The 14,359-nt window shown below is 36.1% G+C and carries 10 protein-coding genes and 1 pseudogene; 2 read left to right on the top strand and 9 right to left on the bottom strand.

Annotation, left to right across the window (positions count from 1 at the left end; all coding sequences use genetic code 11):
• Positions 1–90: 90 nt before the first annotated feature.
• The 9 genes and pseudogenes from ACM9HF_RS07695 to ACM9HF_RS07655 all read right to left on the bottom strand — a co-directional run bounded on the left by ACM9HF_RS07695 (position 91) and on the right by ACM9HF_RS07655 (position 10,233).
• Complete coding sequence (locus ACM9HF_RS07695) at positions 91–1,311, bottom strand: EAL and HDOD domain-containing protein (protein WP_473616815.1); 1,221 nt, start codon at positions 1,309–1,311, stop codon at positions 91–93.
• Between the two features lie 376 nt (positions 1,312–1,687).
• A pseudogene (locus ACM9HF_RS07690) lies at positions 1,688–2,400 on the bottom strand (DUF3379 family protein).
• Entirely contained in the window at positions 2,393–2,908 is a 516-nt protein-coding gene (locus ACM9HF_RS07685) for a sigma-70 family RNA polymerase sigma factor (RefSeq protein WP_473616812.1), read from the bottom strand. Before ACM9HF_RS07685 ends, ACM9HF_RS07690 begins: the two are co-directional and overlap by 8 nt.
• A gap of 224 nt (positions 2,909–3,132) precedes the next feature.
• Positions 3,133–4,824, bottom strand: coding sequence for a BatD family protein (locus ACM9HF_RS07680; protein WP_473616808.1), 1,692 nt, complete (start codon positions 4,822–4,824; stop codon positions 3,133–3,135).
• Positions 4,818–6,728, bottom strand: a complete 1,911-nt coding sequence (locus tag ACM9HF_RS07675; protein ID WP_473616805.1) for a vWA domain-containing protein — start codon at positions 6,726–6,728, stop codon at positions 4,818–4,820. Before ACM9HF_RS07675 ends, ACM9HF_RS07680 begins: the two co-directional genes overlap by 7 nt.
• A gap of 1 nt (position 6,729) precedes the next feature.
• Positions 6,730–7,725: a vWA domain-containing protein gene (locus ACM9HF_RS07670; protein WP_473616802.1), complete on the bottom strand. Its 996-nt coding sequence runs from the start codon at positions 7,723–7,725 to the stop codon at positions 6,730–6,732.
• The gene (locus ACM9HF_RS07665) at positions 7,722–8,237 is read right to left on the bottom strand and encodes a DUF4381 domain-containing protein (RefSeq protein ID WP_473616800.1); all 516 of its coding nucleotides are present in this window, start codon (positions 8,235–8,237) and stop codon (positions 7,722–7,724) included. The genes ACM9HF_RS07670 and ACM9HF_RS07665 overlap by 4 nt, the downstream gene beginning before the upstream one ends.
• Positions 8,225–9,247, bottom strand: coding sequence for a DUF58 domain-containing protein (locus tag ACM9HF_RS07660; protein ID WP_473616797.1), 1,023 nt, complete (start codon positions 9,245–9,247; stop codon positions 8,225–8,227). The genes ACM9HF_RS07665 and ACM9HF_RS07660 overlap by 13 nt, the downstream gene beginning before the upstream one ends.
• A gap of 29 nt (positions 9,248–9,276) precedes the next feature.
• On the bottom strand, positions 9,277–10,233 hold the full coding sequence (locus ACM9HF_RS07655; protein WP_473616795.1) for an AAA family ATPase: 957 nt from the start codon (positions 10,231–10,233) through the stop codon (positions 9,277–9,279).
• A 342-nt stretch (positions 10,234–10,575) separates the two neighbouring features.
• Here ACM9HF_RS07655 and fadI point away from each other — a divergent pair, with 342 nt between their 5' ends.
• Both fadI and fadJ read left to right on the top strand, forming a co-directional pair.
• Entirely contained in the window at positions 10,576–11,883 is a 1,308-nt protein-coding gene (gene fadI / locus ACM9HF_RS07650) for an acetyl-CoA C-acyltransferase FadI (protein WP_473616793.1), read from the top strand.
• A complete protein-coding gene (gene fadJ / locus ACM9HF_RS07645) occupies positions 11,883–14,051 on the top strand; it encodes a fatty acid oxidation complex subunit alpha FadJ (protein WP_473616791.1) in 2,169 nt (722 codons plus the stop codon). Before fadI ends, fadJ begins: the two co-directional genes overlap by 1 nt.
• Positions 14,052–14,359 lie beyond the last annotated feature (308 nt).

The following is a 14,359-nucleotide window of genomic DNA, read 5'->3' as shown; positions in this document are numbered from 1 at the left end:
TTGACTTTGATATTTTTAAGCTATTAAAAAAGGGCTCGTTAATATGAATTAACGAGCCCTTTTTTATAATTTTATGCTTTGATTTTAATATTAACTAGCCAATAAACTTTGCTCATCAGCCCAAGAGAGTGCTTGGTTGTAATATTCCACCGTTTGATCTTTTGTTAATCCTAGCTTTTCCATTGTGGCTGCAGATTCATCCCATTGAGCATGTTCTATAAATTCAACCAATTGAATTAATTGGGCCATATCGCCTTGCTTTGTTAGTAATGTATCTTTAATTTCTTGGGCTAGTGGTAGCTTGGCTAAAACACTTTCAATGTCTTCATCAAGTATTGCATCTATCAATGAAAGTAAACCTGTTAAGAAAGCTATTGAACTGTCTAAATTATGTTTTATATTCTCAGCGGCAAGTTCACAAAACTTAGCTCGTGCCATCGCTGAATTAATTAACTCAGAAGGTTTATCTGGATTTACGTTTGCGGTAAACATTAACCCTATAAATCGTTTTAACTCCACTAATCCAAGGGTTACTAAAGCTTGTTTAATGGTAGATATTTCAGCTCTTCTTCTAAAAATAGCTGAGTTAGCATAGCGTAAGAGTTTATAAGACAGTGTTACGTCACGCTCAAAAACAGAGGTAATATTGACTAAATCTAAATCAGGTTTTGATGTTTCGTAAAGGAGCTCTGCCATTGCCATTTGTGAAGGTGATAATGTTTTTGTTTTTATCATTTCAGGTTTTGCAAAAAAGAACCCTTGAAATAATTCACAGCCTAACTCTACGGCTTGGTTATATTCTTCATATGTTTCTACTTTTTCAGCCAGTAACTTTATATGAGGGAATTTTTCTATTGCGCTAATAACTTCTTTAATTTCATCAACAGTGGATATTTGCCAATCTATTTTGATTATTTTTATATAAGGATAAAAGTGCGCCCAAACAGCTTGATGTTGATAATCGTCAAGTGCGAGTGTATATCCTTTTTCGTATAGATCTTTACATAAGGCTAATAAGCGTTTTCCTGGTTTTATTGTTTCTAAAATTTCAACAACTACTTCATCAGTAGTTAACATTTCAGGATAACCCTTACTTAATGTTTCAAGTGTAAAATTAATAAAGGCTGGTTTGTTTGAAGTGAATTCAGATATACCCATATTGAACTTGCTAGCTTCAACCATTTTACTGGTTGCTTCATCACCATCAACATCAGGAAAAACATTATCAATGCTATCTCGAAAAAGTAATTCGTAAGCATATAATTTTTTGTTTAGATCCAAAATGGGCTGTCTAGCCGCGTAAAAATACATATTACTCCTAGTATTCTATTTATTAGTCCTAATTACTCTGAAAAATTTTCCTCTACAGAGAAACTATACACTGAGATCCAAAATTTTGCCTAGGAAGATTAAAAAATAAGTAAAAAAGTGATTTACTTAGAGATTTTAACGAGTAATAAGAATATATTTGAATTAGTAACTTATTTCATTAATTTTTTTACTTTTTTTGTTTAAAAGTCATATTATTAATAATAGCTTACTCAATTGTATAATTAACCTCAGCTCGGGATAAGCAAAGTTACTCAACAAGATATTTTTATGCCTAAATTCGCCTTGTTATACACAAAAACATCAATATTGAGAGACTAGGGGCTGTTGACCTTTTTTATAACTAATAATCAAAAAATTAGATTGACCAAGTTACATTCGATTTTATATTTTCCTGCCATTTTTGTAATGACTCGGTTTTATCGCCTACAACAATAATATCAGCCTCTTTAAACTGTAGAGACTTCCCGTTTAGCTGTTGATTAGAAAAACTATTAATAAAGGCTAAATGCTCACTTTTAGGGATAATAAAAACGTTAACTGGTGAGTTTTCACCTTTATAGACTAAATGTAAGCTTTTCATCCCATCAAAGCGACAGTAATCCGCAAAAATCAAGTTACCTAGTTTGTCTGAAAAATTACCATGAAACGAAGCCATTTTCTTGTTTAATGAGGCTAGGGTAACTGTGGCTTCGTCATTATTCGAAAAATATTCAGCTTCATGAGCTGTATGTGCAAACGCATAGTCACCCATATTTGTATAAGCGTTTGAAAATTGCATGAAGTTAATGGTTAATCCCATAGCAAACGCTACTGATGCCGCTAAAGCTAAATGAATTCTTTTTTTCTTTTTTGCTGCTGATGACTATCGAGCGCTTGGCGTAAAATAAGTTTTTGCGCCATATCATCAGGAACAGGCACTTTAAGTGCGTTTAATATTTGTTGATCCAATAGCTCTATTTCTCTAGCAAATTTTTGTTTACTAGGATCTGACGCTTTTGCGTTAATAATATCTTCGTCTGCGCATTGAGGATCTGCGTATATATTTCGTCTAAACTGCAAATCATCCATTGTATGTACCTCGTACTTCTGGTTCTTTTTCTAATGCTTCTTTCAGCTGATTTCTTGCTCTGAATAAGCGTGTCATTACTGTGTTCTTGTTTAAAGATAGAAGGCCTGCAATTTCTTCTCCGCTAAAACCACCTATCACCTGTAAAACTAGAGGTTCTCTGTATTCTTCTGGAAGTGAGCCAATCTTTTCACGTAACCAATGATTTTCAATATCTTGCTCAGAACTAATCGATTGGGTATCTGTTATCGTGGCTTCTTCGTATTCACTCATATCGAAACGTTTTCGTTCGAAACGACGAGCGTTTTCACGTCTTAAAATAGTGATCAGCCAAGACTTAGCTGCTTTTTCATCTTTTAACGAATCTAAAGCGCGCCAAGCACGTAAAAAGGTTTCTTGCACTAGGTCTTCTGCGACTTGTTTTTCGTGACATAACCAGTATGCATAACGATATATATCGGCATGAAGAGCTTTAACGAGTGCTTCGTATCTAACTTGTTTAGTAGTCATGTTAGAAGAGACCTGAGAGGAAGCTTTTTTATTTCCAAATAGTTTTTTTATCATTCAAATAATTTTATAAGGTGGTTTCTATACCCGTTACTAATCAAGATATTTTGAAATACGTATCTTGAATGGTAACGGGGATAACAAAGGATAGCTGGGGGCTACTATGACATTTTTGCGTGATTTTGCGAACCCCTATCTTTTGGATTGATAAAAGATAGGGGGGAGTATTACGGATTGAGTGTTATTGTCTGGCTTTGAGTGTTACTAGGGTGTTTATTGATATCGACAATAAGTGATTTTAATGTACTACCATTCCAATTTTGCGCTGTTTTACCATAAAAGCATTGTTGCACATCAGCTACTGCTTGGTTAAATTCGGCTTGATTAATAATGTTTTTCGCGTCTTCTAATGTTGAAATGTTCGGATTAGAAAATAACTCTATACTCCATGGCACAATAAGTTGTAGAGCTTCTTCTCCGTTATTTTTGTCACACGCATTAAGTAAAGCTTTATAACTATTTTGAGTGACTGTTTTTATTGTTTTAGTGTTTTTCTTCTTTTTATTAAATGAAGAGATTAACCAAGCAAAGGAGGTTAGTAACCAAAGGGCTAAAAATAGCCATTGTAGCCACGAGGCTTCTTTAACTATAACGGTTTTAGTTTCTAATGGTTTATTTTCATTAACCGTTGTAGGGATAGCTTGTGCAGTGTTATTGGTTACGTTGTTATTTTGTTTATCATTAGCCATTTCTTCATTAGGAGTAATGGTTATGTTTTTTGCTGGAATAACCGCATATTGCATTTTATTGGTGACGGTATTCCACCAAGGAATACGAATTTCAGGTAACTGATAAGTTCCTACTTTACTTGCAACGAGTGCAAAATTTTGTTTTTTCTGGCTGACCAACTTGTTGTTATTCATACCGGTATGAAGTTCGGCTTGATCAGGATAAACTTTTATTCCTGATGGAACACTCATTTCAATTTTGGGTAGTTGCTCTTCAGATAGGCCTGCGGCCGTCAATATTACTGTTCTTGTTATTGGCTCGCCTACCATGAAACTTTCGTTATTAGGTTGCCATTCTTGGTGTAAGGTGAGTATTTCACTAGGTAACCAAAAGCCTTGATAGTTATCAGGAATAGGTTTGACTGTTAAGTTAATATCTTCGCCTAGCGCACTGACGGGTTTAGTGTCAGCAAAGCTTAAAAAATTACTTCTACGATTTGTTTGTGAGATGATTTCACCAGAAAAAACTGGTGTTTTTATAATAAATTCACCACTGTTTTGTGGGTTGATTGCATAATTTCGTTCAATAACGCGATATCTTTTACCGTTGATGATGGTATCACTTTCTTTATCTTTACCTATTTGAGTGATTGATGCGCCATCTAAAGTCGGTTCTGATAAGCTGCCACGTTTTAATTCTGCAGCAAAGTGAAGCTTGATAGTTAAGGTGAGCTGTTCTTGTACGTAAACTTCTTTTGATGAAACCTCTGTGGTAATAAAAATATCTTGAGAAGCTGACGTTGTTTGATTACTTGTTTTTAGTACTTCTAATGAGATAGGGCGGGTAGATAAGGATTCTACCGTTAACGCTGGAATAGTAAAATTACCTGCTGTACGAGCAATAAGAACTGTTGTCCATTTTGTTGTGCGCGTGGTATTAAAATTAACCATACTGGTTTGTGAGCTTACTGATGTTCGCCCAACAATAAAATCTTTCAGCAGGGGAGACGTATCTAATGCATTGGTATCAACATCGTCATCAGCAGTAACTTCTAAAATAAAGGATTCTTTCTCCATTACTGGATTTTTATCAACTGTAGCTGTGACTTGCGTTAATGCAAAAGCTGACTGAATAAGTAATAAGCTTGTTAATGTTGATAAAGCTATTAAACGAATAAAATTTATTACCACTTTTTAGTTGCTCCTAAATTACTTCTGTTTTGACGACGTTTTTTGTATTCCAATTGCATTTTATTGCGTAATAATTGGTAAGGGTCGTCAGTCACTTTATTTAATATTTGTTGATGTTTTTGTTCCGATTCTTGAGCGAGTTTTTCAGCTGTTCTAATTGCTTGTGCTTTTTGTTCTTCAGTTTGTTCTGAATCGTTTTCACCTTCTTGTTCGGCTACGCTTTGAGATTGCTCGTTATTTTTGCTTTCTTCTGACTCCTGTTCAGATTCGTTTTGTTCAGATTGGTTTTGTTCTTCTGTTTGCTCTGAATCTGTTTCATCGCTTTCTTCATTTTGCGATTGCGAGTCATCTTGTTCACCATTTTGTTGGTCGTTTTGCTGCTGGCTATTTTGTTGATCACCTTGCTGCTGATTTTCACTGTTTTCGTTATTATCTTGATTATTTTCACTATTCTGGCTTTCTTGTTCTGATTGCTCTTGATCGCCATCTTTTTCTTCTTGATTATCACCTTTTTGATTTTGATCTGATTGTTGTTGCTGTTCTTTTAGTTTTTCGATCAACGCTTTATTGGCTTTAGCACTTTCAAGATTTGGATCTTTTTCGAGTGCTTTTTCGTAATGCTGTATTGCTTCATCGAGTTTATTCAATTTTGCTAAAGCATTGCCTTGGTTGTATAGGGCTTGGGCTGTATCACTTTGTTGAAATGATTTTAAGGCTTCTTCAAAGTTTCCAGCTTTGTATTGAGCACTGCCTTGCCAAAGCGGATCATTAAATTGTTCTGCGGCTTCTTTGTATTGTTTTTGATCAAACTTTGCTTGTGCTTGTTGATTTTTAGTTTTCCATAAGTCATCCCAAACATCTGCGTAGACTTGGTCTGTAGGAGTTAATAGTATAGCTAGCGGAAATAAAGCGAGTAATCGGCCTCGTCTAAAATACATTAATACGAAGGGTAAAATAATGAGAATAATATAAGGACCAGCTTCTTCCCATTGGTCTCCTGTATTGGAGCTTTCCTTTTTCTCAGTTTCTTTGTTATCGGATAAACTATTGGCATTTTTAAGTAATTTTTTAATATCGTCACTGTTAGTTTGTAATTTAACGTATTGGCCGTTACCGCGTTCAGCTAAACCTTTTAGTGAATTACCTTTTAATTTAGGAACAACGATAGCGCCATTGTTGTCTTTCATAAATTCGCCATTGCTTAATTTAATTGGCGCACCGTTTTTTGTGCCTACGCCTAAAATATTTAATCGATAGGTATGGTTTCTAGACCACTCGGTAATATCTTGAATTTCGCTGTTTTCAATACCGTCAGTAAACCAATAAATATCTCCGTCTATATGTCCTGCATTTTTTAACATTTCATCGGCAAGAGTGAGTGCTCTCATAGGATCACTTCCTAACTCTGGCATAAGTTCGGGAGAAAGAGAGGGGAGTAATAGTTTTATATTATTAATATCTTCCGTTAACGGGCTTATTATAAAAGCATCACCAGCGTAGGCTATTAGGCCCATCTCGCCTTCGTTAATATTATCGAGTAAATCTATCGCTTTATAACGTGCTCGCGTTAGCCTGTTGGGTGATAAGTCAGTTGAATACATTGAATAAGACATATCCATGATCAATACCGAGCCACGAGCGAGTTGGTATACAGGTTGAGGAAGTTTTTGCCAACTAGGACCTGCCATCGAGATAATGGCTAATAGCCCAATAATAAAAGGTATAATTAATGAAAGTGGTTTACTTTCTTGAGCGTTTTTAATTAATACATTAGCTAAATGTTTAGGTAATAAACCTTGCCAACCTGATTGGCTTATTCTCATTTTTTTTAATAAATAAAGGGCAATAAATAGCGCAATAAGTGCTAAAAACCAATAGGGACGAATAAAGTGGAAATCAGCCATGCTAGATACTCCTATTTGATATGCGAGAAGTAATATTTATTAAACTTAAGTAAATAAAGCATAAAGCCAGTGCTATGCCTAAAGGCCAGTAGTATAAAGCGCTAAGAGGGCGCATTTGTTTTTGGTCTTGTTCTACGGGTTCTAGTGTATCGAGTAATTGATAAATTTGTGCTAAATCAGCGCTGCTTCTCGCTCTAAAATAATGCCCATTTGTTTTTTCGGCCATATTTTTAAGAGATTTTTCATCTAAGTCGCTTGAAGGGTTAACTTGTCGAGTACCAAAAATAGACTGTTGAAGCATAACATCAGCCCCTATACCAATTGAGTAGATGGTAACATCTTTAGCAATAGCGATTTCTAATGCTTCTTCAGGTGTTATTTTTCCTGCGGTATTTTGCCCATCGGTAAGTAGCAGTAAAACACGGTTAGATTCTTCTGCTTCGTTAAACCGCTTTACTGCTAAAGCGATAGCGTCACCTATGGCTGTTTGTTGACCTACTAAGCCTAATACTGTTTCGTCGAGCATTTGTTGTACGGTTTTACGGTCAAAAGTCATGGGCGTTTGCATGTAAGCATCATCACCAAAAAGAATTAAACCTAGGCGATCGCCTGTTCTTCTTTCAATAAAGTCACCTAATAGCACTTTGAGCATATCAAGGCGATTCACGGCTCGACCGTTTAATGACATATCTTCAACTTGCATACTGCCTGAAAGGTCAACGGCTATCATCATTTCTCGACCTTCCGAAGGAATATTTACTGCTTCACCCAGCCATTGTGGTCTAGTAGATGCCAGCACTAATAATATCCAAATAATAGAGAGTAATATTAATGATGCTTTTTTATTTGAAGTAGTAGCGGTAGCGCTATTCATACCTTCGAGTAATACAGGTACCTTTAAAGGAACAACTTCTGATTTGTTCTTTGACGGTAACCAGTAAATAAGTAAGGGAAGTGGTAGAGCAAAAAATAGGTATGGCCATTCAAAATGGATCATGATTTGCTCTCCGGTAATGCTTCATTTGTCGCTAAACTATTTGTTGTAGTAGCTACATTGTTCTTAGGAGGTAATGCGTGCTTCAGCCAATATATTGATGCTTGATGAAAATTATCATTCTCTTCAACTGAGCTATTTTTTTGGTACATGTTTTGTAATGAGTCGGCGCTTAATGTTTTAAATTTTTCTTGATGCTGTAATGGCAGTGTATTTTGTAGAAACAAATGAAACCCTTCGCCGTATAAATTTGCAATGTTTTCTCTTGGAAAATACTGTAAAGCGGCCCATTTTAGTACCGTAACACATTCTTCTATCGTTGTTTCGGTAGAGCTAAGTTTTGATATGGCTTGCTGCTGAGAGTGTTTTAGCTTTTTATTTTTAATTATTTTAAAACTAATAAATAAGAGCAGCGCTATACAAATAATAGCTAAAATCCACCAACCAATTGCAATTGGGTAGTTGTGTATTTTATCGGGTAGTTGAATATCTTGCAGTTGTGCTAACGGGTCCACGACGTAATCCCATTTTTTAATTGAGTTTCTAAGGTTGTACCAGCAGAAAAATGTAAAATACGAGCACCCGCTTTAGCGAGTAATGCTTCTTTATTTTGGGTTAATTCTTCTGCTTGCTGTTTGTATTTTTGAGCTAAGTTTTTATCGCCAATTAATAGCTGCTGTTTTTTCTTACCATCAGTTACTGCTACATTGATTTTTTTATCACTTTTTGGAAGTTCGACTTCAAGTGGATCACTAATCAGGCATACAACGAGCTCACAATGACGACTTATATTGGTTAAGTGCCTAAGTGATTCTTGCGATAAATGATTACCATCAGTAATTAAATAAATTAAACTTCCGGGTTTAGATAGCTGTCTTATTCGTCCACAGTTTTCATCAAAAGATTTTTGGGCTGAATTTTCGTTTATACCATTCTCTGAGTGCTTATTAAATAATGCTTCAGAGGTGTTTTGATGAATGTTTGATAACGAGTACAGGTAATGTAAAACGCCTTGCTGGCGGCTGCGAGGCTTTAATTCCGTATGTTTATACTGATTAAACACAATTCCGCCAATACGGTCGCCGCGTTCTTTTGCATGCCATGCAACCAATGCTGCTAAATGTGATGCTTGAACTGATTTAAATAACAATTGACTACCAAAAAGCATGTTGTCGCTTAAGTCGGTTGCAATAAATACGGGGCGTTCTACTTCTTCACGAAATACTTTTGTATGGGTTATGCCTGTTCTCGCTGTAACTCGCCAATCAATAGCTCTAATATCGTCGCCGGTTTGATAGTGTCTTACTTCATCAAATTCCATTCCACGCCCTTTACTTCGGGCAAGGTAATTACCTGACATTTTACCGTGTAGATCTTTTCGAGCGGCTAAATTAATTAGTGAGGTTTTCGTTTGGTATTGAATGAGTTCATTAATTGACACATCAATACCATTTGAGAGTATATTCGCTAATACTTGCGTTGTATTATGTTGCGTTACTTTTTGTTTTTTCTGACTAAACCACATAATGTTTTTCTTGTTTTATATAAATGGGGCTAAGCAACAGCAACTAAACTTAATAAATGATCAAGTAATTGATTGCTGGTTATACCTTCAGCTTCAGCTTGGTATGTCAGTAAAATTCGGTGTCTTAATACGTTATGAAATACGGCTTGAACATCTTCAGGGCTGACAAAGTCTCTGTTATGTAACCATGCTCTGGCTCGTGCACATCGATCTAAAGCAATAGTTGCCCTTGGGCTGGCGCCATAAGCTAACCAAAGCTTTAATTTATCGTCGTATTTTTCAGGTGCTCTAGTTGCCATGATCAAATCAACAATATAGTTTTCAATACTAGGCGCCATATGAATTTTCATGACTTCGTCGCGAGCTGAAAAAATATCGGCTTGCGAGATAACACTGATGGCTTTTTTAGCTTCTTTTAAGGCTTCGCCGCGATTCAGTTTTAAAATAGCTAACTCACTTTCAGCATCGGGGTAATCAATTTCAAGATGCATTAAAAATCTATCGAGTTGTGCTTCAGGTAAAGGGTAAGTACCTTCTTGTTCGATAGGGTTTTGTGTGGCCATAACTAGAAAAAGTTCAGGTAGCGGATACGTTTTTCTACCAACAGTTATTTGTCCTTCCGCCATCGCTTCTAATAAAGCTGATTGTACTTTCGCTGGCGCACGGTTAATTTCATCTGCTAATACTAAGTTCCTAAAAAGTGGGCCCGGTTGAAATACAAAGGTTCCATCTTCAGGACGATAAATATCGGTACCGGTTAAATCTGCTGGCAATAAGTCAGGAGTAAATTGCACACGATGAAAGTCTGCTTCTAAACCATCTGCTAACGCATTTACTGCTCGAGTTTTTGCTAAGCCTGGAGGACCTTCAACAATTAAATGTCCATTAGCTAATAAAGCAATAAGTAAGTTTTCTACTAATGCTTTTTGTCCAATAATTTGTTCAGATAAATGTTCTTTTAACGATGAGAAATGTGCTATTGCCATAACGAATACTTAATTAGTTCTTAGTTTTGGGGTTAAAAGGCTTTAATGTTAACGATTTTTGCAAAATTAACGATAAAGCACTCATAGTTTGTACAGATATATGGTTAATCATTTAGAAAACAACTGCTAGTCTCAATTTGTAAGTAAGTTTTTCATTTAATATTTAAAAATTTAACAACGTAAACAAATTAAGAGACGTTATATTTATTGAATATTTGAAAAAAAAGGTTAGAATTAAATCAATAGTTAAGAGGTCGGACCTCTTGGCTTTAAATAATATAAAAAGATGTTTTAAGATTTTATGGCTAGAATTTATACCAATCGCTATCAATGGGAAATAATATGAAACAAACTAAGTTAGTCACATCAAGTGGCGAGCGTATCGCAGTTGTCGCTGGACTACGTACACCATTTGCAAAACAAGCAACTGCATTTCATGGAGTGCCTGCTGTTGATTTAGGTAAAATGGTTGTTAATGAACTCCTTAAAAAGCATGACATTGATCCTGATATTATTGAGCAGTTAGTTTTTGGTCAAGTGGTTCAAATGCCTGAAGCTCCTAACATTGCACGCGAAATAGTTTTAGGTACAGGTATGAATGTTCGTACCGATGCCTACAGTGTATCGAGGGCCTGTGCAACAAGCTTTCAATCAGCCGTAAATATTACCGAGTCTATTATGGCAGGTATGATTGATGTAGGCGTTGCTGGGGGGGCTGATTCTACTTCGGTAGCGCCGGTTGGGGTCACTAAAAATCTGGCAAAAACCTTATTAGATTTAACTAAAACGAAAACGCTAGGGCAAAAATTAGCCTTAATTAGACGGTTAGGTTTTAAAGATCTGCTTCCTGTTCCCCCTGCTGTTGCTGAATACTCAACGGGTCTTTCAATGGGGCAAACGGCTGAGCAAATGGCAAAAACTTATTCCATATCAAGAGAAGAGCAAGACGCGTTAGCTCATCGTTCTCATACTTTAGCCACGCAATCTTGGGCTGAAGGGAAGTTGGCTGGTGAGGTTATGGTTGCTCATAGCGAACCTTATAATGGCTTTATTGATAAAGATAATTGTATTCGTGAAAATTCTGTTTTGGAAAGCTACGCGAAATTACGCCCTGTATTTGATCGTAAATATGGCAGTGTTACAGCGGCAACAAGCTCACCGTTAACCGATGGCGCTTCTGCTATTTTACTTATGCGTGAGGGGAGAGCAAAAGAGCTAGGTTATAAGCCGTTAGGTTATATTAAAAGTTATGGTTTTTCTGCCATTGATGTTTGGGAAGATATGTTGATGGGACCGAGTTTTTCAACACCTATTGCACTCGCAAGAGCGGGCATGGAGTTAAAAGATTTAGACTTAATTGAAATGCATGAGGCTTTTGCTGCACAAGCTTTAGCTAACGTGAAAATGTTTGGTAGTCAATCATTTGCTCAAAAACATTTAGGAAGAGATAAAGCGATAGGTGAAATAGATATGGACAAATTTAATGTAATGGGAGGCTCGCTAGCTTATGGACATCCGTTTGCGGCCACAGGTACACGTTTAATTGTTCAAACGTTAAATGAATTAAACAGAAGAGGTGGTGGAACAGGTTTAACCACGGCATGTGCGGCAGGTGGTTTAGGCGTAGCAATGATAGTGGAGACAGACTAATGACTAAAACAGCAATTAAAGAAAACCCTCAAAGTACATTCACATTGATCAAACAGGATAACGGTATTGCCCACTTGGTTATGGATGTTATTGGCGATGCTATGAATACGCTAAAAGCTGAATTTGCTGAACAAGTTGTGGGTGTGTTGTCTGAAATAAAAGCTGACGATTCAATTAAAGGTATTGTACTGCTTAGCGGTAAACCAAGCTCTTTTGTTGCTGGTGCAGATGTTACAATGATTGCTAATTGTGAGTCTGTAGAAGAAGCTAAAGCTTTGTCTCGACAAGCACATGCGGTTTTTGAACAAATTGAAACTTTATCTATCCCTATTGTTGCGGCGATTAATGGTGCATGTTTAGGTGGTGGCTTAGAGTTAGCTATGGCTTGTCATGCACGAGTATGTAGCGATAGTGCTGAAACGGCTTTAGGGTTACCTGAGGTTCAGCTGGGTTTGCTACCTGGCGGTGGTGGTACGCAACGTTTACCTAAACTTGTTGGTATTCAAAAAGCTTTAGATATGATGCTAACAGGTAAACACTTACGCCCAATTCAAGCATTAAAATCTGGCTTGGTTGATCATGTAGTTCCTAAAAGTATATTAATAAAAACAGCTGAAGATATTATTTTATCTAACAAGGTGTCTTTGTCTGTCAACGCACGCTATTTAAATACAACACGTAAAATATCTTTGATGGATAAGTTGTTAGAAGGCAATGCATTAGGTCGTAGTATTATTTTTAGTCAAGCTAAGAAAACTGTTTTGTCTAAAACAAAAGGGAATTATCCGTCTCCCCTTAAGATTATTGATTGCGTAAAAGTGGGAGTTCAAGAAGCTTCAGCTAAAGGCTATCAAACAGAAGCTAATCATTTTGGTGAATTAGCTAAGAGTGAGATTTCAGGGCAGTTACGTCAGTTGTTTTTTGCTACAACTGAAATGAAGAAAGAATACGGTGTTAAGGGTGTTAAACCTAAAAAAATTAACAGTGTAGGTGTATTAGGCGGTGGGCTGATGGGAGGTGGTATCGCCTTTGTAACAGCAACTAAAGCGAATGTTCCCGTTCGTATTAAAGATATTTCACATAAAGGGATTAGTTACGCACTTAAGTATGCCTACAAGCTATTGAATAAAAAAGTTCAACGTCGATTTATTCGTGCGAGCGAAATGCAAAAACAGCTTTCAGCTATTACAGGATCTACTGATTATACGGGTTTTAAACATTGCGATATGGTGATTGAAGCTGTATTTGAAGATTTAGATTTGAAACAGAATATGGTTAAAGAAGTAGAACTAAATTGTAGTGAAGAGACTATTTTTGCGAGTAATACTTCAAGTTTACCTATTGGAAAAATAGCAGAAAAAGCCGAAAGGCCTGAAAATGTTATTGGCCTACACTATTTTTCACCAGTAGATAAAATGCCTTTGGCAGAAATTATTCCTCATGCAAACACTTCAGAACAAACGATTTCTACTACCGTTGAATTTGCTAAAAAACAAGGTAAAACGCCTATTGTTGTAGCCGATAAAGCGGGGTTTTATGTGAATAGAATTTTAGCGCCTTATGTAAATGAAGCTGCATTTATGCTGCTAGAAGGTGAAGCTATTGAAACCATAGATAAGGCATTAGTGTCATTTGGTTTTCCTGTTGGACCATTACAACTACTTGATGAAGTAGGTATTGATGTTGGTTCAAAAATCAGTCCTATTTTATATAATGAGTTAGGTGATCGATTTGCCACTCCTCCTGCGTTTGATAAATTAATTGATGATGGTCGTTTAGGTAAAAAATCAAACAAGGGCTTTTACAGTTATGGAAAAAAAGTAACAGGTAAACAAGCAGATGAATCAATTTATGCTTTATTAGGGGTTGTTAAAAACGCTAAATTATCAAATGAAACTATTAGTCAACGCGCTGTATTTTTAATGCTAAACGAAGCTGCTCGATGTTTAGATGAAGGAATTATAAGAAGTACTAGAGATGGTGATATTGGTGCTATATTTGGTATTGGTTTTCCTCCATTTTTAGGTGGTCCGTTTCAATATATAAATAAAATAGGAGCGAATTATATTGTTGAAAAATTAAAGTTTTGGGCACAAGAGTACGGTGAGCGTTATACTCCATGTGAAGCTTTGATCAAAATGGCACAAGAGAATAAAGAGCAGCATTGATTAAGTCTATTTAAAAAGTAGCAGATAGGTTAGAAATAGCCGCATTATAGGACTGTTTTTTCCATAAAAGAGGTAATTTAATGCCTCTTTTTTTTGTATATAGATAGTTGAATTTGTTCTAGCTTTTGTCTTGAGGCAGTGATTGATAATTGCTATATTTCGCACCCATAAAATATTAAGAGTTTATACTCTATTTTCTTCTTGAGGTTGGCTGTATTTATGTTGTTTCTTTTATTCGTTGTTGGGATAGTTTGTGCGGCTTTTTTTTATTGTCAGGCATTAAGAAGTGGCTTAGGTTATAAGCGTTG

Origin of the sequence: Colwellia sp. RE-S-Sl-9 (genome assembly GCF_048296855.1) — a bacterium.
Classification (GTDB): domain Bacteria; phylum Pseudomonadota; class Gammaproteobacteria; order Enterobacterales; family Alteromonadaceae; genus Pseudocolwellia.
The sequence above is the reverse complement of the archived record's forward strand: the minus strand, read 5'-3'. Positions and strand labels throughout refer to the sequence as shown.